The sequence below is a fragment of the Halogeometricum sp. S1BR25-6 genome, assembly GCF_031624495.1.
Taxonomy (GTDB): Archaea; Halobacteriota; Halobacteria; order Halobacteriales; family Haloferacaceae; genus Halogeometricum; species Halogeometricum salsisoli.
In genome coordinates this window covers 280,443-300,569 of record NZ_JAMQOP010000001.1, presented here as the reverse complement: position 1 = coordinate 300,569, position 20,127 = coordinate 280,443, and the positions used below count along the sequence as shown (strand labels likewise).

The following is a 20,127-nucleotide window of genomic DNA, read 5'->3' as shown; positions in this document are numbered from 1 at the left end:
AGGACGCGGTCGCCCGCGCGACCGCATGAAAAAGATTGATAACTGCGAGAGGGCTTTCGTCGGGTATGTCTAGCGCGCTGGACGGCGATACTCGCCGCGCACTCGACGAGGGTCGAGAGACCGCGGGGGCGATGCTCCGCGCGGCGCAGAAGGACCTCCAGAAGGTCTTTATCGTCTTTCTCGTCGGATTCCTCGGCACGTTCTACGCGCTTCGGCTGTACGTCTGGGGCTTTCTGAAGGCCATCACGCGTCAGAACATGCAGCAGACCATCAGCGAGGAGGTGCAGATCATCGCTCAGACGCCGTTCGACGTGGTCCTCCTCCAGGCGAAGATCGGACTGGTGACCGGTCTCATCGTCGCCGCGCCCGTGTTCATCTACTTCTCGCGCGACGCGCTCAGAGAGCGCGGCTACTGGCCGGAATCGCCCGTTCCGCGGTGGAAACTCGCGCTCGTCGTCGGCGGGATGGTCGCGCTGTTCGCCCTCGGCGTCGCTTACGGCTATCTCTTCTTCTTCCCCATCACCTTCGCGTTCCTCGCGCAGAGCACCGTGAACATCGGCTTCGCGCCCACCTACTCCATCGTCAAGTGGGCGCAGTTCATGTTCCTGCTCACCGTCTCGTTCGGGCTGGCGAGCCAACTGCCGCTGGTGATGACGCTGCTGTCGTACACCGAAATCGTCCCCTACGAGACGTTCCGCGACCAGTGGCGCTACGCCGTCGTCGCCATCTTCCTCGCCGGCGCGCTGTTCACGCCGCCGGAGCCGTTCACCCAGATTCTGTGGGCGATTCCGGTGCTGACGCTGTACGGGTTCAGCCTGTATCTCTCGAAGGTGCTCGTCACGGCGCGGCGCGGGAGCGAGCGAATCGACGTACGCGCCGGCGTCTCGAAGCGCTGGAACGTCGTCGCCGGCGTGGGCGTCCTCGGCGGCGCGGCCGTCTACCTGTTCTACACCGTCGGCGGTCCCGCGGCCGTCGACAGCGCACTCCGCCTCGCCGGGAGCGACTACCAGGTTCCCGCGCTCGAGGGGACGTTCGGTCTCCCGGCCCAGAGCGTCCTCCTCCTCCTGTCGGTTCTCGGCGGCCTCGTCTTCCTCGGTCTCGGCGTCTGCTACGCCGTCTACAAGGATTTAGAGGAGTCTGTCGGGCCGCTCGAACGCGGCGTCGGCGACCCGGGCAGCATCGACGTCTCCGAACTGGACACGGCGGGCGTCCGCGCGGCGCCCCCCGAGGCGTTCGCCGACCTGAGCGAGGAGGAGGCGATGGCGATAGCGGGCGACGCCCTCGACGAGGGTGACAACGAACGGGCGCAGGCCGTCCTCGACCGGTTCGACGAGGCCGAGGCGGCGCGCGAGGCCGACGGGCAGAGCGGAGACGGGACCGAAACCGGAGACGGAGACGAACCCGGCGAACTCGAAGACCGGGCGACGCGCGCCGGCGGGACGCTGTTCGAGGGACTCACCGACGGCGAAACCGACGAGGACGACATCGGCGGCTACTACAAGGACATCTCGTTCATCGTCGAGTCGCTCACCTCGAAGACGTTCTGGATCGTCGGCGTGTTCATGACGACGATGGCGCTGGCGTTCACGGCGCTGTACGTCGGCGGTCTGCGGGTCGTCTACGAGCAGTTCCTCAGCCGACTCCCCGCGCAGGTGACGCCAGACGAGGTGCTGAACGTCGTCGCCCTCCACCCGATGGAGGCGCTGTTGTTCATGGTGAAGTTCTCGGTGCTCGTCGGCGCCGTCGTCACGCTCCCCCTCGTGGCGTTCTTCGCGTGGCCCGCCCTGCGCGAGCGAAACATCGTCCGCCGTCGCCGCCGCACGGTGTTCCTCTGGACGGGGTCGCTCGTCGGCGGTCTGCTCGGCGGGTTCGTCTTCGGCTACTTCTACGTCGCCCCCGCGGTCATCTCGTGGCTGGTCAACGACGCGGTGCAGTCGAACATGATCATCTCCTACCGCATCACCGACTTCTTCTGGCTCATCTTCTTCACGACGGGCGGTATCGGCCTCCTCGCCGACATCCCCATCCTGCTGTTGCTGCTCAACGGGTCGGGCGTCACCTATCAGTCACTCCGCGGTCGCTGGCGCGAGGTGACCGTCGGCGTCCTCGCGTTCGCCGCGGTGTTCACGCCCGCCGGCATCCTGACGATGTTCCTCGTCACGATTCCGCTGATGGCCGCCTACGGTATCGGACTCGGCCTCCTGTTCGTCGTCACCCTCGGCGGCCGGCGCAACCTCGCGCCCGCCCGGGCGACCTGAGGCGACGAAGGGAGGTCGTCTCAGAATCCGCCCGAGCGGCGGGTGTCGCCCGGCCGACAGGCCATTGAAAAGCGGTAAATATGCGCCTGAGAATCCACGAGTATGTCCAAGATAAGCGTCGAGATACCCGACGAACTCCTGGCCGACTTAGACGAACACGTAGGCGACGACAAGAAGTTCGTCAACCGCAGCGACGCCATCCGCGCGTCCGTCCGCAAGACGCTCGATCTGCTCGACGAGATAGACGCCCGACACGACCGAATCGACGATGAGTGAGCGGGGACTCGAAACCGGGCAGGTGGTCCTCCTCGCCCTGTTCGTCACCGCGCTGACGACGGCGCAACTCACGGCGTCGAAACTGCTCGCCGTGCCCGTTCCCGAGGCTCTCGGAACGCTCCCCATCGTCGGCGCGATGGTGCTCATGCCGGGCGCGGCGGTGGCGTACGCGCTCACCTTCTTCGCCTCGGACTGCTACTCTGAACTGTACGGCCGCCGGTCGACGCAGGTGATGGTCAACGTCGGCTTCGCGATGAACTTCGTTCTCCTCGCGTTGGTGTGGGTCACCATCCTCCTGCCGGCCGCCGACCCGGAGTTCGCCGGGCAGTTCCGCACCGTCCTCGCCTCCGGGACGAACGTCGTCGCCGGGAGCCTCCTCGCCTACCTCGTGAGCCAGAACTGGGACGTGGTCGTCTTCCACCGCATCCGCGCGGCGACCGGACGGGACCACCTGTGGCTCCGCAACATCGCCTCGACGTCGACCAGTCAGGCCATCGATACGGTCATCTTCGTCCTCGTCGCCTTCTCCGTCGCGCCGCGGGTGCTCGGCATCGGCGACGCCCTCCCGTGGAGCGCCCTCCTCTCGCTCATGGTCGGGCAGTACCTCCTGAAACTGCTCATCGCCGTCGTCGACACGCCGTTCGTCTACGGCGTCGTCGCCGCCCTCGGCGGCGGCCGTCCCGACGAACGGGACCCGTGGGCGCTGGAGTGACACGGGTTCTGACCGGTCAGCGGCGAGACTAACCCTCTTATGCGGGGCGGTATCGTACGACACGCATGGACGGAGAGCAACGCGTTCGCCTGACGGAAGGTGATACGATGGAGAGCGGGCTACGATGCCCCGAGTGCGGGACGTACACGACCCTCTCGGACATCATCAGTACGGGCCAATGTCGGCGGGGCGGCGGGCGCGGCAGTTGCGAGGCTCACCTCCACGTCGACGTAGTCGTCGAGAGGCAGTCCGAGTAACCGAATCAGAGACGAGGAGAAGACGGGAGAGCGAGGAGCGACGGCGCACGTCCGTCGTTCGTCGTTCGTCGTTCGTGGTTCACCGACCGTCGTCGCCGTTCAACCGTCGACGACCTCGGCGAACCCGAAGTTTGGCTTGCGGTCGGTGACGCGCACCCGGACCTCCTGACCCGTCTCGGTGCCGGGGACGAACAGTGTGTAGCCGTCGACCTTGGCGATGCCGTCGCCCTCGCTGCCCACGTCGTGGATGACGACGTCCAACTCGTCCCCTTCCGCGACGGGCGCGGTGATGCGGTGTTTGCCCACCAAGTACTGCTCGGAGGACTCGTCTCGGGAGGCGTCCGGCCGGACCGACCGGACGTACTGGAACTCCTCCTCCATGTCGGCGCGAAAGTCCGCGAGGTCCTGCCCGTCGAACACCTTCACAGCGAAGTCGCCGCCGGCGGGGAGGAGGTCCAGCGCCACCTCGAACGCTTGCCGGGCGAGGTGGATGGAGCGAGCGTGGTCCAGCGAGTACTCGCCGGTCATGTTCGGCGCCATGTCCGAGATGACGACGTCCGCGCCCTCCGCGCCGATTCGCTCGCGGAGTCGCTCCTTCGTCCCCTCCTCGGTCATGTCGCCCTTGATAGTCTCGACGTTGTCGGCGTCGAGGTCGCGGATGCGCTGGAAGTCGACGCCGACGACGGTCCCGCGGTCGCCGACGGCCTCGGCGGCGACTTGGAGCCACCCGCCGGGGGCGGCCCCGAGGTCCACGACGGTGTTGCCGGGGCCGAACAGCCCCGTCTCCTCGTCCAACTGCTGCAGTTTGTACGCCGAACGGGTGCGGTAGCCCTCCTGTTTCGCTTTGTTGTAGTAGTGGTCCTTTCGGGCCATGGTCAATTGTCGGCTCTACTCGGTTCAGACAGATAGGGGTAGCGGGATGGAACGCGCGTGCGACGGGAGTTCACGGGGTCGCGTCGGCGAGTGAGAACCGACCGGCGTCGACGGGCGCGCTACGCGGGCTTTCTCGCCTCGATGGTCGCGGAGACGACGTACTCCTCCAGGGGGAGCGAGTCGTCCCACTCGCCGATGAACTCGGCGCTCTCCTCTTTCGGGGATATATCTACGTCCTCGAATCCCGCCTCGGTCAGCATCTCCTCCACCTCCTCGACGGTCGACGCGCCGGCGACGCAGGCGGCCACGGAGTCGGGGTCGTGGCGGACGTCGTCGGGAAGCGACGCGGTCAGCACCACGTCGGAGACGGCGAGTCGCCCGCCGGGGCGGAGCGCCCGGTACGCCTCGCGGAACACCCGCGGCTTGTCCGGCGAGAGGTTGATAACGCAGTTCGAGATGACCACGTCGACGGACCCGTCGGCCACGGGGAGGTTCTCTATCTCGCCGAGGCGGAACTCGACGTTCGTCGCGTCGTTCTTCCGGACGTTCGCGCGGGCTTTCTCGACCATCTCGGGCGTCATGTCGACGCCGACGACGCGCCCGGATTCGCCCACCTCGCGGGCGGCGAGAAAGCAGTCGAACCCGGCGCCGGACCCGAGGTCAAGCACCGTCTCGCCGGGTTCGAGGGCGGCGATGGCGTTCGGGTTGCCGCACCCGAGTCCGAGGTCCGCGCCGTCGGCGACGGCGGCCACGTCGTCGTCGGTGTAGCCGAGGGCCGTCGAGTCGTCGGGCGACGAATCGATCGCGTCGGCGTCGCAGCAGCCACCGTCGTCGTCGGTCGAGTCCGCGGTCGAATCCGAAGTCGAGTCGGACGCGGACCCGGCGGTGGCGATGCGGGCGTAGCGTTCCCGAACGGCGCGTCGCTGGGCGGCGGGGTCGAGAGAATCCGTCGGCGCGTCCGCCGACCCGCCGTCCTCGGAGTCGCTCATGCTCCCTTCCCCTCGGCCCGCGCCTCTATCTCGTCGAACAGGGCGACGACCCGCTCTTCGATTTCGTCGCGTATCGCCCGCGCGTCGTCCTCGTCGGCGCCGTCGGGGTCGTCGAGCGCCCAATCGCGTACGTCGACGCCGCCGGAGGTATCGAGTTCGAGCGTCGAACACCCCATCGTCGCCACGAAGTCGCACGTCTCCAACTCCGCGGTCGATATCTCTCCGGGAGTCCGGTCCGAGAGGTCGAACCCCTCCTCGTCCATCAGTCGGACGACGACGTCGTGAACGTGGTCGGCGGGGTGGGTCCCGCCGGTCAGAATCTCCACGCGGTCTTCGAGTCCCCGCCGGTCGCGTTCGCGTTCGGCGAAGGCGGCCGACATCTGACTCCGACCCGCGTTCTGCACGCAGACGAAGGCGACGCGGACGGCGTCGACGGGGTCCTCCTGCGGGGCGGCGCGGTCGGCGTCGCTCATCGCTCCTCACCCCGCGTGGCGTCGAGCGCATCGACGAGTTTCGCGGCCCGGTCGGTCGGTCGGTAGTACCGCCACGTCCCCTGCTTTCGACGCGCGACCAACCCGGCCTCGGCGAGGTCCGACAGCGCGTGGCTGACGGCGCTGTCGCTCACCTCGAACCGCGGCGTTATCTCGCAGACGCACAGTTCCTCGTCGGCCGCGGCGAGGAGTCTGACGACCCGGTAGCGGGTGTCGCTCCCGAGCGCTTTCAGCGTCTCCACGTCGCGCTCGACCGTGCGGTCGCTCGCCCCGTCCGGGCCGAGTTCCGCCGTCCCGCAGCAGTCTCCGTTTTCCTCCGCCGCGTCGCCCTCTAGCTTCGCGCCTTGCACCATGTATGAATAGATGAGCAGATACTCATATAGTTGTTTTCCCACCTGGAACAGACAGAATCGGCGACAGGACGGGGCGCGCGGAGAGGCAGGCACGGTCTCGCGTGGGCGTGCGAGAACACACTTAGTGAACGGGCGAATCAAGGGTATTTTTAAGCCCGCTGTCGTAGCTGCGTCCACATGTTCAAGGCCATCGTGAGCGCCTCCACGCTCCGGGACGCGCTGGATTCGGTGAGCGTGCTCGTCGACGAGTGTAAGATCCGACTGAACGAGGACGACCTCTCGATTCGGGCGGTCGACCCCGCGAACGTCGGCATGGTCGACCTGACGCTTGACGCCGCCTCGTTCGAGTCCTACGAGGCCGACGGCGGCGTCATCGGCGTCAACCTCTCGAAACTCGAAGACTTCGTCGGCATGGCGAACTCCGACCAGTTGGTCGAACTCGAACTCGACGAGGAGACGCGGAAACTGCAGATTCGCATCGACGGACTCACCTCGACGCTGGCGCTCATCGACCCCGACTCCATCCGGCAGGAACCCGACATCCCGGACCTCGACCTCGCCGCCGAAATCGTCCTCGAAGGCGCGCAACTCGACCGCGGTATCAAGGCCGCCGACATGGTCTCCGACCACGTCCGCCTCCGCGTCGACGACGAGGAGGAGGCGTTCCACATCCAGGCGCAGGGCGACACCGACGACGTGGACTTCCAACTCGACGCCGAGGACCTCATCGACCTCACCTCGGGGACGGCCGACTCGCTGTTCTCCCTGGACTACCTGAAGGACATGAACAAGGCCATCCCGAAGGACGCCGAGGTCACCATGGAACTGGGCGAGGAGTTCCCCGTGAAGCTCCACTACCGCATCGCCGAGGGGCAGGGCAACGTCACCTACATGCTCGCGCCGCGCATCCAGAGCGACTGAGCGGACGGCCGCCTCGAAGCGCTCGACGCGCGCTCGCCCGCACTCTCGCCGCTTTACCTTTCTTCTCCCTCCTGTTTCCCCTTCGTTTCGACCCCCGGTGCAATCGCCCGTAGCGGCCGCGGGCGCGCGACGCTCCGCTACTCCGACCCGCTCGGCGGCGCGGCCGCCGTCGCGTCGCCGAGGACACGCCCGGCGAGGATGGCGACGACGGGGAGCGCCAACAGCGCGCCCGCGACGAACGGCGACCAGTAGACGACGACGTACAGCGCCGCCATCAGCGGCGGGCCGACGGTCCGCCCGAGGCTGCCGGCCCCCTGCGTGACGCCGAAGGCGTTGCCCTGCCTGTCCGCCGGCACGGCGCGCGAGACGAGCGCCGACAGCGCGACGTTCAGCAGGCTGTTACCGACGGAGAGACAGGCGAGAACCGTCAGGAGCACCGCCACGGGGCCGGTGAACCACGCCGGGCCGACGCCCGCCAGCGGGACGGCCGCGCCGACGAGATGCGAGAACGGGATGGCGGCGAGGGCGGCGGCGAGGAGGACGGCGCCCGCCAGTGCGATGCGGCGCTCGGGGTAGCGCCGCGAGAGACGGCCGACGAGGACGCCCTGGTTCAGCACGCCGAGCACGCCGATGTAGGTGAGAAGCAGCGCTGTCTGCGTCTCGTCGTAGCCGAACAGGTCGGCGGCGTACGGGATGAACATGACCTGCACCCCGGAGAACGCCAAGGAGACGAGGAAGAAGGCGACGACGAGGCCGCGGAGCGACCGGTCGCGCAGGGCCGAAGCGAACTGACCGACGAGCGTCGCGCGTCCCGCCGTCCCGCGCTGCCGGTCGGGTTCGGGGAGGAACGCCGCGGTGGCGGCGAGAGCGACGAGACTGAGAGCGGCCGCGACGAAACTCGGCAGGGAGAAGCGCGTCGCCGGGACGAACGACGGAAGCACCGACTCCGCGGCGGCGACGGCGCCGTCGCTGGCGGCGGCGCCGCCGATGGCCGGGCCGAAGACGAATCCGAGGCCAAACGCCGCGCCCACTAAACCGAGGGCGGCGGCGCGGCGTTCGGGGGCCGTCACGTCCGCGATGTACGCCTGCGCGGTGGCGATGTTGCCGCCCATCGCACCGGCGAGCATCCGCGAGGTAAACAGCGTCGCCAGCGCGGCCGTCGTCCCGAGGAGGAGGCCGACTTCGGCGGCGAGGCCGAAGACGGTCCACGCGACGACGTTGCCGAACAGCGACAGCATGAGGACGGGCCGCCGGCCGCGCGCGTCCGAGAGGCGGCCCAGTAAGGGTGCAAAGAGAAACTGCATCAGCGAGTACGACGCGGCGAGCAGCCCGATGAGTACGTCGCTCACCGCGAAACTGCGAACGTAGAACGGGAGGACGGGGATGACGACGCCGAAGCCGAGCAGGTCGATGAACACGATGCCGACGACGATGGCGAGGGCTCGACGGGGGGAGTCGACGGTCTCCGCCGCGGGCGTCGCCCCGTCGTCGCCGCCCGTCGCCTCTGGTTCGCTCACGCGGGAGAGACGGACGGTAACGACGTAAAAGGGGGCGAGGGGCGTGCGAGCGGTGCGCTCGGGGGCGGAGAGCGGAGCGAGGAGGATGGAGACGGAGTCAGCGGTGGCGGTCGATGACGCGCTTCGCCGACTGGGCCTTCTCCTTCCAGCCGTACCCCGCCTCGTAGACGTGGCGCTTGCTGTCGACCAGTTGGGCCGGCGTCGCCTCCTCGAATCCGCCGCGGGACCACGTTCCGCTCTCTTCGAGCCACGACACCACCTTCTCGCGCGTCTCCGACCACGAGAGGCCGACCATCTCGTACCACGCGATCATGGCGAAGACGGCGTTGTCGTGACAGCCGGGGACGCTCCCGCGGCGGTAGATGGTCTTCATCGGCTCCGCGGTGGGTTCCGAGACCTCCTCGCGGAACTCCTCGGCGGTCAGCAGTCTGAGCACGCCGTTGGCCTCCGACACCCGGCCGTCGCGCTTCAACCGTTCGAGGGCGGCGCGGTGGAGGTTGTCCCAGTCGCCGTGGACCTCGGACTCGAGGTCGTCCTCGGCGACCGGCCCCGCCGTGAGTCGCGCGACGGCGTCGACGTAGGCTTTCTCGACGGCGGGCCACGGCGTCCCCTCGAAGCGGCAGTCCACGTCGTGGAGACTGTTGGTCGCCCGGCAGTCGGGACACGGGTAGTCGAACTGCGGCACGTCGTCGGGGAGGGCGCGCGCCGTCTTAGGTCGTGCGGTGTCGGGTCAACGGCGGGCCGAGAGCGAGTTCCGAGGAGAGGGCGGAACCGGAACGACCCCGCACCAATCGTCGTGTTTATTCGGTCAGACCGGCAACGACGAGCCGAACCGATGGACCCGCACTTCGCCCGGTATCCCTTCTTCGACGGCGCGCGCGACGCCGTCGGCGACGCGGACATCTCGCCGGCGGAACTCATCGCCGAGGACGCCCCCGCCGTCGAACGGGGCCTCGAGCGGGTCGAACGCGCGCTGATGGAGGGCACCGTCGCCCCCGAAGACGAACGGCGCTGGACCGACCGCGAGGAACTGCTCTCCTACCCCATCGCGCGCATCCTCGTCTCCCTCGTGGACACCCCCGCCGCCGTCGACAAGTACGCCGCCGCGGAGGCCGCGACGGCGCACGACCGCTTCCAGACGGACTTCGAATCCGACGACGACGGCCTGCAGAGCACCGGGACGCGAACCGTCTCGCTGGACGACGTGCTCCGGGAGTTCGACCTCTCGGGCGACGTGCGACCCGAACGCGCCGAGGGCGGCGGGCGCCGGGGCGGCCGCGACCCCTCGCACTACTGGGTGGACGCGGGCGCGTACCTGACGCTCTCGACGGCCGAGTGGGGCGAGCGCTGGCGCCTCGTCAACCGCGAACTCGCCGCCGGCGACGTGCGCGTGACCGAAGAGGAACTCCGCCGACTGCTGGAGGAGGCGGTGCGCCGCCGCGTCGCCGAGGGTCTCCCGTTCTCCGTGCGGGGGAGCGCGGCCGGCGAGGAGATAGCCGACGCCCTCGAAGAGGAGGTTGCCGCGCTGCGGACCCTGCTGAACGACCACGACGCGGCCGGTGGCGCCGAGGTAGACGCCGTCGTCCCCGGGCTGTTTCCCCCCTGCATGAAGGAGTTGGTTCAGCGCGCCCGAAACGGCGAGTCGCTCGCCTCGCACAGCGAGTTCTCGCTCGTCTCCTTCCTCGTCGCTCTCGGCATGGACGCGACGGAAGTGACCACGCTGCTCGGGGCCGACGAGGAGGCGGCGGCGCGGATGGAGACGCGCGTCGAGTACCTCGCGGACGCCGAGGGCGCGCAGTTCGCCCCACCCTCGTGTGCGAGCATGCAGTCGTACGGCGACTGCGTGAACAGAGACGAGCGCTGCGAGACCATCTCACATCCCCTGTCGTACTACGCGGGCGCCCTGCGGGACGCCGGCGAGGTGCGCGACTGGCGCGAGGCGGTCGCGGACGGGGACTGAGCGTCGCGACTGGACGACGAGAGGGAGACAAGCGACCGGGAGCGCCGCGCTCAGCGGTCGAGTATGAAGCCGATGATACCCATCACCAGTACGAACAGCGCGAGGATGCCGACGAGTACGAGGCCGCCGTCCCCGACGAGTCCGCCGTCGTTGTAGGTCGCACCGACCCCCACAACGAGCGCGATGAAGAAGCCGACTGCGGCGACGGAGACGACGATCTTGCGACGCATCTCCGCTTCGAGAGCCATGCTCTCGCCTTCCGTCGGCCGTTCTAAAAGCGCTTCGAAGTCTGAGCCGACAGCGTCGGCGACCCGACGCCGGAGAGCGAGAGCGCCGTCTCGGAACGCCGACTCCCGGCGTCCGTCACGGCCCGCCCGGTACGGCGACGGGGTTCCGGGTCACTCGCGGAGTCGAGCCGACATCGCAGCGACGAACAGAGCGACGACCGCGACGACGGCACCGAACCCGGGGACGTTCGTTCCCGTGTCGGGGCCGTCCGCGGACGAGTCGGTCTCGACGCCGGACGGTGCGAACGCCACCTCGAAGCCGTCCAGTTCGGCCCCCGACTCCCACGCGAGGCGGTTCTCGGTCCGACTGTCGGGCGCGGGTGCGGTCTCGACGGCGTCGTAGCCGGTCGGTCCGACGAGCGTCAGCGGCCGGTCGACGTCGAAGCCGCTGGCGAACGGGTGAGCGACGGTGAGTCGGCCGTCGTCCGTCGCCGCGAGGCCCTCCCACCGAACCGAGAGCGCCACGACGCCCACGCCGTCGTTCGTCGAGAGCGCGACGCGTTCCTCGGAGATGCGCATGGTCCGGTCGGTCTCCGCCTCGGCCGCCGCGGCCACGCGGGTCATTCTCTCCGCGTACCTCGCGACCAGTCGCTCGCGGGCGCCTTCGTCCTCGCGCAGTTCCGCGAACGCTCGCGCCTCCTCCTCGCGCGCCAAGTCGTAGGTGGTTCGCAGCGTCACCGTGGCGGTTCCGTCGTCGTGGAGTTCGACGACGAGTCCGGAGTCGGTCGGTTCCGCCGCGACGACGGTCGGCGCCGTCCCGGCGACGAGGAGGGCGCCGACCAGCAGCAATCGCAGTAGCCGTCTCGCCTCACCGGTCGGTCGGCTCACGCGCGGTCGTCCCCCGATATCGACGCGAACGCCGCGCCTCGCGTGCTGCCGCCGGGTTCACGGTCGGCATCGGAATCGTCGGTCCCGGAGTCACGCGGGTGGGACCCCGATTTCGACTCCGAGGTCGCGGTTTCGGTCGTTGCGCTCTCGTCGCCGGTCGTCGTGTCGTCGGCTTCCGCGGCCGGTCCGCGCCGTCCGTCCGCGTCCGTTCCCCGACGTTCGCTATCGCCGGCGGCGGCGCGGTCACCGGGTGCGGACGCGTTGCCGGCCGCTTCGCGCCGTTCCGAGGCGTCTCCACGGGAGGTGTTCGGTCCCGCGATGCTGCGGGCGATTTCCGCGACTTCGGGCCCGGTCAGATCGGCGGCCCGCGTCGCGAGGGTGTGGATCGCCGAGGCGTTGACGCCGCGTCGTTCTAACAGTTCGCTCGGAATCCCCTCCGAAGCGTTCGCCGAGCGGTTGGTCAGTTCCTTCACGGTCGCCGTCTCGACGGTGAGTCCGGCGATCCGCGCCTCGTACTGTCCGCGGCTCATCGACCCGTTCTCGCGGGCGGTTTCGAGCCGCGCTTTGCGTCGTTCGAGTTCGTCGAGTCGCACTCGGTTCGATTCGAGTCGCTCGGCGACGACGTCGGCCTTCGCCTCGTCCGTCGCCGCCTGTGCCACCCGAATACCGAACGCGCGGGTTTCGAGTTCGCCGTCTATCTCGGCGTCTTGAACGGCGAGGACGCCGCTCAGCAGTTCTCCCGACCTGACGCTTTCGTTGTCGGTCGACTCGGAGTCGGCCGTCGGCGTCGGGGTCGCAGGGGTCGCCGTGTCGGACTGGGCGAGACCCGCCATCGGGACGATAGTCAGTGCCGCGATCAGCAGCATCGCGGTCATCGCCGTGGTTGCGCTTCGTCTCATGACGGTCGTTACGTATCCGTTTGTCCACATATAATATAGATATTGACTATCCTAATTTAGTTAAATTGTCTCGAATTAACTCGAATATGCGTCGGTTGGGGGTGGCGACGACCCTTCGCGGCGACGCGAACTCGGACCGGTAGTCGCACAAAAATCGTCCGTTGTTTCGAGACGAAACGAGGGTTTACCTCCGTCGGGGACGTAGGAGAATACAGCGGGAGAGCGACGATAGAGACGCTCTCTCGGCACGAATCACCCATGACGCACACCCGAAACACACCCGCGTCGACAGCCCGTTCCGCGCCCGCTGTCCGCCCCGTGAGACGGATGACGACTCTCCCCGCCGAGGGGTTCGCCGGCCGCACGCGCCGCGCCCGCGCCGAAGCGATGGCCATCCGACCGCTCAGGGACGGCCGGTACGTCGTCGAGACGACCGGCGGAACGTACGTCGTCGACGTGGAGACCGGAACCTGCACCTGTCCGGACAGCGCAATCAGACGCGCCCGCTGTAAGCACCTGCGCCGCGTCGCCATCGAGATAAACGAGAGGCTGATTCCGGCCCCCGGCGAGCGAACGAGCGCCTGCGCCGTCTGCGGCCGCCGGACGTTCGTCCCGATGTTCGACTCCGCGCCCACCCTCTGCGAGCGACACGCTCACGCCCCCGGCGACTTGGTGCGCGACAGGGAGACGAAGAGCCTCCTCGTCGTCGTCCGCGCGACGGGCAAACGCGCCGACGAGTCGGCCACCGGAGGGGGAAGGCTCGTCGCCGACTACGAGAGCAACGAGAACTACGGCCGGCACGAACCCGTCTTCGAGGCCGTCTACGTCGACTCGCTGCCCCTCTCGGGCGGCGTCGAGGATTTAGCGGGACGGACGCGCTACCGCTTCCCCGCCTCGCGTCTCCGCCCGGTCGAATCCGACTTCGCCGACGCCGAGTCAGTCCGGCACGCGACGGCGTCGGACCGGCCGGAGACGCGGCAGGCGTCGCTGGTCTGAGCGCCGAACCCGCGTCAGACGGACGCGAGACGCGCGTCATCGTACAGTGGAAACGAAGGGGTTCGAGAGGGCCGGAGTCGGCGTCCTCGCTCAGTCGCCGTCCGCCGACTCCTCGCTCACGTCCGTCAGTCTACTCTGGGCCGGGCCGCCGACGAACGACTCGAACGCTTCCCCCTCCGCGAGCGCCGTCTCCTTTTTCACTCGGTAGTTGCCGCCGTCGGTCGTGTAGAGGTCGCCCGGGTGGAAGAAGTACCAGTCCTCGCGGTCGAACCGGACGGCGATTCGGGCCTTCGCGCCGAAGTTCTGCGAGAAGTAGATGAGCGCCTCCACCTCCTCGCCCTGGAGGTAGATGGGCCGACCCGAACTCGCCTTCGCCTCGATGGCGTAGAACACCTCGCCGTTGCCCGCGAGGACGTCCGGAAGTTCGCGTTCGGTCGCGCTCCCGGACGCCGGCGCGCGCATGACCGCGAACCCGGCCTCGTCGAGGCGGTTGACGAGTTCGCGCTCCCTGCGGTCGCCCTTTCGGTTCGAGGACATGGACGACTCTCGGCCGCGGCCGTTCTTAAATGAGACGAAGGAAACGCCCGGAACGGCAAGAGCGATTTTCAAGCCCCCGCCCGACAGTTCGATTGAATGAGCGAGGCAAGCGAAGGGGAGATGAAGAGTAGCTCTGACGACCAGACGCCGATGAGCGCCATCCTCCAAACCGAGATAGAACACGGGCTGAACGAGTTGCAGCGCCCGTCGGGCGGCCTGTTCCTCTCGGCGCTGTCGGCGGGGTTGGACATCGGATTCGGCCCGTTGCTGATGGCCACGGTGGCGACGACGGCGGCGGGCACCTGGTCGGACGTGACGAGCAGCATCGTCCTCGCGAACCTCTACGCCATCGGGTTCATCTTCGTCGTCCTCGGCCGGTCGGAACTGTTCACCGAACACACCACCTTAGCGGTGGTTCCGGTGCTCAACGGCGACGCCTCGGTCAAGCAACTCGGCCGCCTGTGGGGTATCATCTACGCCGGCAACATCGTCGGCGCCGTCGCGTTCTCCCTCATCGCCGTCACCGTCGCCCCCTCGTTCGGCATCGTCGACCCGAGCGCGTTCGTCGACATCGCCCTGAAGCTCGTCGACCATCCCCCCGAGGCGAAGTTCGCCGCCGCCATCCTCGCGGGGTGGCTGATGGGACTGCTCTCGTGGCTCGTCTCCGCCGCCCAAGAGACCATCAGCCGGACGTTCTTCGTCTGGCTCGTCGCCACGACCATCGGCATCGCCCACCTGCCGCACTGCATCGCCGGCATCGTCGAGGTGCTTCCGGCCATGATATTCTCCCCCAAAATCGGGCTCGCCACGTTCGCGGAGTTCATGGCCGTCTCGACGGTGGGCAACGCTATCGGCGGCTCCGTCTTCGTCGCCCTCCTGAAGTACGGGCACGTCGTCCGCGCCGGGTCCACCACCTCGCGGTGACGCCGCGGCGACCCGAACATTAACTTTTCCGACGTGCTACTCCGAGGCATGGCCCTCCGACTCCTCGAACGGCTCCGCGCCTTCGTCTCGGCGGACCGGGACGGCGAGAACTCCGTCTGGGACGCCATCCCGCGGCGACAGTACGACGGCCGCCACGCGGAGTCCGGCGGCATCGCACGCGGCGAACAGGAGAAGGCGTTGAACGACGTGAGCCGACAGGCGGACGAGATGGACGACCGTACGCGGTAGCGGACCGGCCCCTGCTCCGCTCGCTGCCCCTGCGAGCGCGAGTGAGCTTTTTATAGTTGGGAATCTGACTAGTGTTCGATGTACACGATGTCGAGCGACGACTTCACGATGCACACGGGCGACTGTGAGGCGGTGGGCGGCGGGATGCCGGTGTCCAGTCTGCCGGACGAGGTGACCTCCTTGGACGATTTGGACTGCGAGTGCTGGGACGCGTTCGACTCGTTCGGTGAAATCGGGTGAGAAGTGCGGCGGCGCCGTCGGCGTCGTCAGCGTCGGTCGCGTACCTCAGGTCCCGTGGCTCCAACTGCCCATGTACTCGCGCTGTTCTTCGGAGAGGGCGTCTATCTCGACGCCTTCGGCAGCGAGTTTGATCTCGGCGACTTCCTTGTCGAGGTCGTCGGGCACGTCGTGGACGCCCGCCCCGTAGTCGTCGCCGTTCTCGACGAGTTCGCGGACGCAGACGGCTTGGACGCCGAACGACTGGTCCATCACCTCGATGGGGTGACCCAGGGCGATGGGCGAGGCGAGGTTGACGAGGCGGCCCTCCGCGAGCACGTTGATGCGGCGGCCGTCGTCCATCTCGTAGGCGCGGACGCCGTCGCGGGCGTCGTACTCCTCGCTCGCGAGGTCCGAGAGGGCGTCGAGGTCGATTTCGATGTCGAAGTGGCCGGCGTTCGAGAGGATGGCGCCGTCCTTCATCACCTCGAAGTCCTCTTCGGTGATGATGTCGCGGTTACCCGTCGTCGTCACGAAGATATCGCCCTTCTTCGCGGCCTCCTTCATCGGGAGCACCTCGTAGCCCTCCATGTGCGCTTCGAGGGCGCGGCGGGGTTCGACTTCGGTGACGACGACGTTCGCGTTCTGGCCCGAGGCCTTCTTCGCGACGCCCTTTCCGCAGTAGCCGTAGCCGGCGACGACGACGTTCTTCGAGGCGAAGGAGACGTTCGTCGTCATGGCGATGTTAGCCAAGGAGGACTCGCCGGTGCCGTGGACGTTGTCGAACAGGCGCTTCATCGGCGTGTCGTTGACGGCGAAGACGGGGTAGTTCAGCGCGCCGTCCTCGTCCATCGCGCGGAGGCGGTGGACGCCCGTCGTCGTCTCCTCGCACCCGCCGACGATGGTGTCGATGAGTTCGGGGTGCTCCTCGTGGATGGCGAACACCATGTCCATCCCGTCGTCGACGGTCAGGGTGGGTTCGTGGTCGATGACCGACTCGATGGCGGCGTAGTAGTCGTCGTCGTCGACGCCACGGACGGCGTAGGAGGTAATCGCGTCGTTGGCGTCGAGGGCGGCACTCACGTCGTCGTGCGTCGACAGCGGGTTACAGCCGGTGATGGCAACTTCCGCGCCGCCGAGGGCCAGGAGTTCGACCAGGTTGGCCGTCTTCGCCTCGACGTGCATCGCCATGCCGATGACTTCGCCTTCTAAGGGTTTCTCGGCCTCGAACTGCTCGCGGAGTTCCGTCAGGATGGGCATGTGCTGGAGCGCCCAATCCATCTTGCGTCGTCCCTCTGTGCGAGCGCTCTCCACATCGTCGAGATGCTCGCTTACGGGGGCATAGTCACTCATAGGTTGGAGTTTGCGGAGATGACTCAAATCAGTACCGAACCAGCTTTTTGCAGATTCAGGTCTCCTCGCGTCGCCTTCGGCGACGCTGCGGGGACCCTCGTCGCAAAAAGCTGGACCAAAAAGACGCCGCGAGGCTCGCATTCGCTCGCCTCGCGGTACGGTATCTCAAAACAAGTCCACCGAAGTGGAGGTTTACTCCGCCCGTTCCACCAATGATTCCGCCCGCTCTTTCGCCGTCTCCACGACTCGCTCCTCGTCCAGCGTCTGCACCTCGCGGTCCTCCATCAGCACCCGCCCGTCGCAGACGGTGTGGCGCACGTCGGACCCGCGGACGGCGTAGGCGAGGTGGCTCACCGCGTCGTGGGCGGGCGCGAGGTGCGGCGCGTCGAAGTCCACTACGATGAGGTCCGCCGCGCCGCCGACCTTGATTCGACCGCCGGGGAGGCCGACGGCGTCCGCGCTCCCCGCGGTGGCGGCGGTGACGGCGGCGGCGGCGGGGACGGCCGCGGCGTCGTCGGCGCCGAGTTTCCCGATCATCGCCGCGTCGCGCAGTTCGTCGAACATGTCGAGGTCGTTGTTCGAGGCGGCGCCGTCGGTGCCGATGCCGACGTTCACGCCCGCGTCCAGCATCTCCTGTATCGGCGCGATGCCGGAGGCGAGTTTCGTGTTCGAGGCGGGGCAGTGAATCACGCTCGTGCCGCGCGCGGCGAGGAGTTCTATCTCCTCGGCGTCGGTGTGGACCCCGTGGGCGAGGAAGTCGTCCTCCGTCAACATGCCGAGGTCGTCGGCGTACGACAGCGGGCGCTTCTCGTAGTCGTCGACGATGGGCGACACCTCGTCGGCCGTCTCGTTCGCGTGGAAGTGCAGCGGAATCCCCTCCTCGCGGGCCGTCGCGGTGGCCTCCCGGAGGAACTCCTCGCTCACCGTCGTCAGCGAATGGGGCATGAACGCCGTGCGGATTCGCCCGTCCGCGGCGCCGTCGAACTCGCGGGCGACGCGGAGGCTCTCCTCGACGTCCTCGGCGGCATCCTCGTCGTCCTTGGCGACGGTGACGACGCCGTGGCCGAGGCGGGCGCGCATCCCGGACTCCTCGACGGCGGCGGCGACTTCGGGCACCTCGAAGTACATGTCCGCGAAGGCCGTCGTCCCCGAGCGAATCATCTCCACCATTCCGAGTTCGGTGCCGGCGCGCACGTCCTCGGGTTCGAGGGCGGCCTCCGCGGGCCAGATGTCCTCGCGGAGCCACGACCCGAGCGGTTTGTCGTCGGCATACCCCCGGAGCAGCGTCATCGCCGCGTGCGTGTGGGCGTTGACGAGTCCCGGCATCACCACGCCGCCCGCGGCGTCCAGCGTCTCACCGTCGTACTCGGCCGCGAGTCCCTCGCCCACGTCGTGGACGTTGCCGGTGTCCCGGTCGACGATTACGTCGGCCGCCTCGACGGAGCAGTCCGGGCGGAGCACCCGACCGCCCGCGATACAGAGCGCGTTCATGGACGGCCGTACCGACGGCGGGCGTATCACTCCATCGGGTTCCGCCGCGTCGACGTGTACGTCGGACGATACGTGCGGCGAGCGCGCGAAGTTATCCGTCGATAATACGGCCGTAGCGGGCCGAGCGAACCGATTCCAGAACTCCGAGAATCGTGAACCTATCTTACCCACGGCGCGGGCCGAGTCTACGACTAACACGTCGGCGCGTCCCCCGGCGCGCCGGTGGAGCGACAGATGACCGAGACACGAACCCAAATCCGCACGTACGTCGACTCGCACCCGGGCGTCCACTTCAACGGCCTCGTCCGTTCGCTGGACCTCGCGCCCGGTCAGGTCCAACATCACGTCCGCCGCCTGGTCGAGACGGAGGCGGTCGTCCGCGAGGAGTTCTACGGCCGGACGCACTACTACTCCCCCGGCCTCACCGAGTGGGAGCGCGCGACCGTCGCCCTCTATCACCGCGGGACCGCGCGCGCGGTGCTCGAAACCCTCCTCGAAGACGGGGAGGCGCGCCCGGCGGCCCTCGCCGACGACCTCGGTATCGCCCGGAGCACCCTAGAGTGGCACGTCGGCCACCTCGAAGCCGAGGGCGTCGTCGAGAAGGAGCGCGACATCCGAAACCGCGTGACGCTGGTGCTCGACCGGCCGGCGGCGACGGCGGCGCTGCTCTCGCGCCTCGACGCGGACGCGGTTGCGGCGGCGGAACGGAGCGCCGACGCCGCCGGACCGAGTGAGACGCCCGTCGACGCCGACTGAGAGCGCGGACGAATCCCCGACTGACGCGGCCCTCCCACTCGCCGTTCTCGTATCCGCTATCCGCGCAGCCGTCTCCGTCCCCGTCGCCGAGAGCGAAAGGCGTAGGTTCCGCCGCCGAGACGGGGACGTATGCGTATCGCCGTGCCCAACAAGGGGCGCCTCCACGACCCGACCGTCGAACTCTTAGAGCGCGCCGGCCTCCACATCAAGAACGGAGCGAACCGAAAACTGTACGCCGACACCGTCGACCCCGACGTGACGGTGCTGTTCGCCCGCGCGGCCGACATTCCGGAGTACGTCCGCGACGGCGCCGCCGAAGTCGGCGTCACGGGTCTCGACCAGATGCGCGAGTCGGGCCACGACCTCGAAGAACTCGTCGACTTGGAGTTCGGCTCCTGTCGGTTGGTCCTCGCGGCGCCCGAGGATGGCGACATCGAGTCGGTCGAGGACGTGGCGGGCAAGACCGTCGCCACGGAGTTTCCCACCATCGCCCGCGAGTACTTCGCCGAGCAGGGCGTCGACGCCGAGGTGGTCGAGGTGACCGGCGCGACCGAACTCACCCCGCACGTCGAGATGGCCGACGCCATCATCGACATCACCTCCACGGGGACGACCCTGCGGATGAACCGCCTCGCAATCGTCGACGAGGTGCTCGAATCGTCGGTGCGCCTGTTCGCGCACCCCGACGCCGTCGACGACCCGAAGGTCGAGCAGTTGGTGACGGCCTTCCGGTCCGTTCTCGCCGCCGAGGACAAGCGCTACGTGATGATGAACGCCCCCCGCGACAGACTGGACGACATCCGCGAGGTGCTTCCCGGCCTCGGCGGTCCGACGGTGATGGACGTGGCCGGCGACGACGCCGTCGCGGTCCACGCCGTCGTCGACGAGCGCCACGTCTTCGAGGTGGTGAACGACCTGAAGGCGGTCGGCGCCTCGGGCATCCTCGTCACCGAAATCGAGCGGTTGGTGGAGTAAGGAGAGGGA

The 20,127-nt window shown here is 68.3% G+C and carries 24 protein-coding genes; 12 read left to right on the top strand and 12 right to left on the bottom strand.

What is annotated here, in order from left to right; translation table 11 throughout:
- The first annotated feature begins 65 nt into the window (after window positions 1–65).
- The 4 genes from tatC to NDI76_RS01540 all read left to right on the top strand — a co-directional run bounded on the left by tatC (window position 66) and on the right by NDI76_RS01540 (window position 3,503).
- Window positions 66–2,258 carry a twin-arginine translocase subunit TatC gene (tatC, locus tag NDI76_RS01555; protein WP_310922220.1) on the top strand — a complete coding sequence of 731 codons (2,193 nt, stop codon included), beginning with the start codon at window positions 66–68 and terminating at the stop codon, window positions 2,256–2,258.
- A 102-nt stretch (window positions 2,259–2,360) separates the two neighbouring features.
- Window positions 2,361–2,534 carry a ribbon-helix-helix domain-containing protein gene (locus NDI76_RS01550; protein WP_310922219.1) on the top strand — a complete coding sequence of 58 codons (174 nt, stop codon included), beginning with the start codon at window positions 2,361–2,363 and terminating at the stop codon, window positions 2,532–2,534.
- Window positions 2,527–3,246, top strand: a complete 720-nt coding sequence (locus tag NDI76_RS01545; RefSeq protein WP_310922217.1) for a queuosine precursor transporter — start codon at window positions 2,527–2,529, stop codon at window positions 3,244–3,246. Before NDI76_RS01550 ends, NDI76_RS01545 begins: the two co-directional genes overlap by 8 nt.
- A 65-nt stretch (window positions 3,247–3,311) precedes the next feature.
- Window positions 3,312–3,503 (top strand): hypothetical protein, encoded by a 192-nt coding sequence (locus NDI76_RS01540; protein ID WP_310922216.1) that lies wholly within the window; start codon window positions 3,312–3,314, stop codon window positions 3,501–3,503.
- 99 nt (window positions 3,504–3,602) lie between these two features.
- Here the strand turns inward: NDI76_RS01540 and NDI76_RS01535 are convergent, their stop codons facing one another.
- The 4 genes from NDI76_RS01535 to NDI76_RS01520 all read right to left on the bottom strand — a co-directional run bounded on the left by NDI76_RS01535 (window position 3,603) and on the right by NDI76_RS01520 (window position 6,209).
- Complete coding sequence (locus NDI76_RS01535; protein ID WP_310922214.1) at window positions 3,603–4,376, bottom strand: 23S rRNA (uridine(2552)-2'-O)-methyltransferase; 774 nt, start codon at window positions 4,374–4,376, stop codon at window positions 3,603–3,605.
- Between the two features lie 119 nt (window positions 4,377–4,495).
- The gene (locus NDI76_RS01530) at window positions 4,496–5,365 is read right to left on the bottom strand and encodes an arsenite methyltransferase (protein WP_310922213.1); all 870 of its coding nucleotides are present in this window, start codon (window positions 5,363–5,365) and stop codon (window positions 4,496–4,498) included.
- Complete coding sequence (locus NDI76_RS01525) at window positions 5,362–5,838, bottom strand: arsenate reductase/protein-tyrosine-phosphatase family protein (protein WP_310922212.1); 477 nt, start codon at window positions 5,836–5,838, stop codon at window positions 5,362–5,364. The genes NDI76_RS01530 and NDI76_RS01525 overlap by 4 nt, the downstream gene beginning before the upstream one ends.
- Window positions 5,835–6,209, bottom strand: coding sequence for an ArsR/SmtB family transcription factor (locus NDI76_RS01520; RefSeq protein ID WP_310922211.1), 375 nt, complete (start codon window positions 6,207–6,209; stop codon window positions 5,835–5,837). The genes NDI76_RS01525 and NDI76_RS01520 overlap by 4 nt, the downstream gene beginning before the upstream one ends.
- A gap of 177 nt (window positions 6,210–6,386) precedes the next feature.
- Between NDI76_RS01520 and NDI76_RS01515 the strand changes: the two genes are divergently transcribed.
- Window positions 6,387–7,130, top strand: a complete 744-nt coding sequence (locus NDI76_RS01515) for a DNA polymerase sliding clamp (RefSeq protein WP_310922210.1) — start codon at window positions 6,387–6,389, stop codon at window positions 7,128–7,130.
- A gap of 137 nt (window positions 7,131–7,267) precedes the next feature.
- Here the strand turns inward: NDI76_RS01515 and NDI76_RS01510 are convergent, their stop codons facing one another.
- Together NDI76_RS01510 and NDI76_RS01505 are read right to left on the bottom strand one after the other, a co-directional pair.
- Window positions 7,268–8,647, bottom strand: coding sequence for an MFS transporter (locus NDI76_RS01510; protein WP_310922209.1), 1,380 nt, complete (start codon window positions 8,645–8,647; stop codon window positions 7,268–7,270).
- A gap of 97 nt (window positions 8,648–8,744) precedes the next feature.
- Complete coding sequence (locus NDI76_RS01505) at window positions 8,745–9,332, bottom strand: DUF7474 family protein (RefSeq protein WP_310922207.1); 588 nt, start codon at window positions 9,330–9,332, stop codon at window positions 8,745–8,747.
- A 150-nt stretch (window positions 9,333–9,482) separates the two neighbouring features.
- Between NDI76_RS01505 and NDI76_RS01500 the strand changes: the two genes are divergently transcribed.
- Window positions 9,483–10,607, top strand: a complete 1,125-nt coding sequence (locus NDI76_RS01500; RefSeq protein ID WP_310922206.1) for a DNA primase — start codon at window positions 9,483–9,485, stop codon at window positions 10,605–10,607.
- A 50-nt stretch (window positions 10,608–10,657) separates the two neighbouring features.
- Here the strand turns inward: NDI76_RS01500 and NDI76_RS01495 are convergent, their stop codons facing one another.
- The 3 genes from NDI76_RS01495 to NDI76_RS01485 all read right to left on the bottom strand — a co-directional run bounded on the left by NDI76_RS01495 (window position 10,658) and on the right by NDI76_RS01485 (window position 12,621).
- On the bottom strand, window positions 10,658–10,855 hold the full coding sequence (locus NDI76_RS01495; RefSeq protein WP_310922205.1) for a DUF7472 family protein: 198 nt from the start codon (window positions 10,853–10,855) through the stop codon (window positions 10,658–10,660).
- Between the two features lie 150 nt (window positions 10,856–11,005).
- Window positions 11,006–11,722, bottom strand: coding sequence for a DUF7345 domain-containing protein (locus tag NDI76_RS01490; RefSeq protein WP_310922204.1), 717 nt, complete (start codon window positions 11,720–11,722; stop codon window positions 11,006–11,008).
- Window positions 11,719–12,621, bottom strand: coding sequence for a hypothetical protein (locus NDI76_RS01485; protein WP_310922203.1), 903 nt, complete (start codon window positions 12,619–12,621; stop codon window positions 11,719–11,721). The genes NDI76_RS01490 and NDI76_RS01485 overlap by 4 nt, the downstream gene beginning before the upstream one ends.
- 318 nt (window positions 12,622–12,939) lie before the next feature.
- Between NDI76_RS01485 and NDI76_RS01480 the strand changes: the two genes are divergently transcribed.
- Window positions 12,940–13,617 carry an SWIM zinc finger family protein gene (locus NDI76_RS01480; RefSeq protein ID WP_310922202.1) on the top strand — a complete coding sequence of 226 codons (678 nt, stop codon included), beginning with the start codon at window positions 12,940–12,942 and terminating at the stop codon, window positions 13,615–13,617.
- Between the two features lie 90 nt (window positions 13,618–13,707).
- Here NDI76_RS01480 and hjc read toward each other — a convergent pair whose 3' ends face one another.
- Window positions 13,708–14,154, bottom strand: a complete 447-nt coding sequence (gene hjc, locus NDI76_RS01475; RefSeq protein ID WP_310922201.1) for a Holliday junction resolvase Hjc — start codon at window positions 14,152–14,154, stop codon at window positions 13,708–13,710.
- Between the two features lie 96 nt (window positions 14,155–14,250).
- On the opposite strand from hjc, the gene NDI76_RS01470 reads away from it, so the two are divergent.
- The 3 genes from NDI76_RS01470 to NDI76_RS01460 all read left to right on the top strand — a co-directional run bounded on the left by NDI76_RS01470 (window position 14,251) and on the right by NDI76_RS01460 (window position 15,567).
- Window positions 14,251–15,078 carry a formate/nitrite transporter family protein gene (locus tag NDI76_RS01470; RefSeq protein ID WP_425498309.1) on the top strand — a complete coding sequence of 276 codons (828 nt, stop codon included), beginning with the start codon at window positions 14,251–14,253 and terminating at the stop codon, window positions 15,076–15,078.
- Between the two features lie 48 nt (window positions 15,079–15,126).
- A complete protein-coding gene (locus NDI76_RS01465; protein WP_310922200.1) occupies window positions 15,127–15,327 on the top strand; it encodes a hypothetical protein in 201 nt (66 codons plus the stop codon).
- A 78-nt stretch (window positions 15,328–15,405) separates the two neighbouring features.
- Window positions 15,406–15,567, top strand: a complete 162-nt coding sequence (locus NDI76_RS01460) for a hypothetical protein (RefSeq protein WP_310922199.1) — start codon at window positions 15,406–15,408, stop codon at window positions 15,565–15,567.
- 45 nt (window positions 15,568–15,612) lie between these two features.
- On the opposite strand, the gene NDI76_RS01455 is transcribed toward NDI76_RS01460, so the two are convergent.
- The gene (locus NDI76_RS01455) at window positions 15,613–16,896 is read right to left on the bottom strand and encodes an adenosylhomocysteinase (RefSeq protein ID WP_310922198.1); all 1,284 of its coding nucleotides are present in this window, start codon (window positions 16,894–16,896) and stop codon (window positions 15,613–15,615) included.
- A 192-nt stretch (window positions 16,897–17,088) separates the two neighbouring features.
- On the bottom strand, window positions 17,089–18,387 hold the full coding sequence (locus NDI76_RS01450; protein ID WP_310922197.1) for an amidohydrolase: 1,299 nt from the start codon (window positions 18,385–18,387) through the stop codon (window positions 17,089–17,091).
- Window positions 18,388–18,621: 234 nt separating this feature from the next.
- Here NDI76_RS01450 and NDI76_RS01445 point away from each other — a divergent pair, with 234 nt between their 5' ends.
- Window positions 18,622–19,143 carry a winged helix-turn-helix transcriptional regulator gene (locus NDI76_RS01445; protein ID WP_310922195.1) on the top strand — a complete coding sequence of 174 codons (522 nt, stop codon included), beginning with the start codon at window positions 18,622–18,624 and terminating at the stop codon, window positions 19,141–19,143.
- Between the two features lie 129 nt (window positions 19,144–19,272).
- Window positions 19,273–20,118, top strand: a complete 846-nt coding sequence (hisG, locus tag NDI76_RS01440; protein WP_310922194.1) for an ATP phosphoribosyltransferase — start codon at window positions 19,273–19,275, stop codon at window positions 20,116–20,118.
- Window positions 20,119–20,127: the final 9 nt, after the last annotated feature.